General features: G+C 38.6%; 3 protein-coding genes. All 3 read right to left on the bottom strand.

From position 1 onward, the window contains the following. Positions 1–288 precede the first annotated feature (288 nt). The gene (locus DDE80_RS14310; RefSeq protein WP_108308612.1) at positions 289–549 is read right to left on the bottom strand and encodes a Txe/YoeB family addiction module toxin; all 261 of its coding nucleotides are present in this window, start codon (positions 547–549) and stop codon (positions 289–291) included. Further along, positions 542–808, bottom strand: a complete 267-nt coding sequence (locus DDE80_RS14305) for a type II toxin-antitoxin system Phd/YefM family antitoxin (RefSeq protein ID WP_108308610.1) — start codon at positions 806–808, stop codon at positions 542–544. The genes DDE80_RS14310 and DDE80_RS14305 overlap by 8 nt, the downstream gene beginning before the upstream one ends. Positions 809–929: 121 nt before the next feature. Next, entirely contained in the window at positions 930–1277 is a 348-nt protein-coding gene (locus DDE80_RS14300; protein ID WP_153060931.1) for a hypothetical protein, read from the bottom strand. Positions 1278–1577: the final 300 nt, after the last annotated feature.

Genomic DNA, 1577 nt, shown 5'->3' with positions numbered 1-1577 from the left:
AATCTCTGGAAAAGCCGTTCCATAAAGGTTCAACCACTTCTGTCACACTCGTCATAGGTTATAGTAAAAAAATGGATGTTCACTACCTCTGTTCAAGTGTCTTCGTTTTTCTTCAAAAATGAAAAATGAAGAAAACAGAAAATTCAGTTAAATTTTATGCGACAATAGTGATTTTTTTATTCTATTTCGAGATTTTTATGTAATTCTATTCATCAATAATCCTCAAACAAAAAAGACATGAAATGCGCATAGCTTCATGTCTTTTGTGTACATTATTTTATAAATCGTTTAGCCATAATGATCTTTTGCAGAGTAAATATACATCATATCATCTGCTATGCGATAAATTAAACGATGTTCATTTGTAATACGGCGGGACCATTTCCCCGCTAATTCATATTTTAAAGGCTCCGGCTTACCAATACCTTCAAATGGATGGCGGTCAATGTCTTTGATTAATCGATTGATTTTTTTGATGGTACTTTTATCGCCTTGATCATGCCAGTACATATAATCTGCCCAAGCATCATCCGACCAAACTTTAATCATTTTCAACCTCGATTAATTCCCGAATGTTCGCTTCACCCGCTCGAAATTGTTCATCGCCTCGACGAATTTTCTCCATCACATACGTATTGGATAAAGTGCGCATCGATTCTTGCATCGCATCATAATCACGCTTAGACATGACAACCACAGTATCTTCTACATCCTTACTTGTCACAATTAAGGTATCTGAATCTTCATTGATTTGTTTCATATAGCCACGTAAATTTTGACGAAAATTTGAGTACGTTACCGCTTCCATTTCAACACCTCCATAGTACAATATGTTGTACAATTAATTATATAATAGCTCCTTCGCTTTTGCAAAAACTATAAGAAGTGAAATATGAAATCGCCATAAATAACGTAAAAATCAACATGATTTATTTTTCTACCGTCATCGTTTCTAAAATTTGCGCTACGGTGCTGGTGTTACCCTTTGGCACTTTTTTAGTGGTAACGGTTTCTAACACTTGCTTTGTCGCCTTGCGCATATCTTCTGCTGTATGTTGTTGCCAGCGAAGCGGCACATCATACACGTGCACGGTGTCGTCGTCTTGCGCGCTATATACGACCATGCCGTCTGCGCCGTATTCCCCCATTAACAATACGACATCTTCAGGGTACACAAGCGCGCTTTCTTCCATATAGGGGTTAATATAGCTGCCCGCTTCGTGAAACATGACCGTAAGTTTTGGCGGACGGCTCGTTTTTGTAAAATCATGCCACATGCGCGCATACATCACTTCTTCAGGCGTGTAACCAACAAATGGATCAATGCCTTCTCTTGCGCGCCAATGTTTTAACGGCTTTCCGAAAGAAGTCTCCCATCCTCAAGGAATGTGAAGGTGCGAATAGCACCAATGAGTAGGTGGGAGATGAATTTCGGTTGGCTTTAGCCAACGTTATTTTTCTAAGCCTTTTCGCAATAATTCGAGAATAGTTGCTGTTCTTGTAGACAGTCCGTTTTCTTCTTGGTATTTATCTAATTTCTCGATAATTGATTTAGGCATACGAATTTCTACACGTTC

The sequence above is a fragment of the Metalysinibacillus jejuensis genome (genome assembly GCF_003057615.1).
GTDB lineage: Bacteria > Bacillota > Bacilli > Bacillales_A > Planococcaceae > Metalysinibacillus > Metalysinibacillus jejuensis.
Note: the sequence above shows the minus strand (reverse complement) of the source record. Positions and strands in the feature narration are given on the sequence as shown.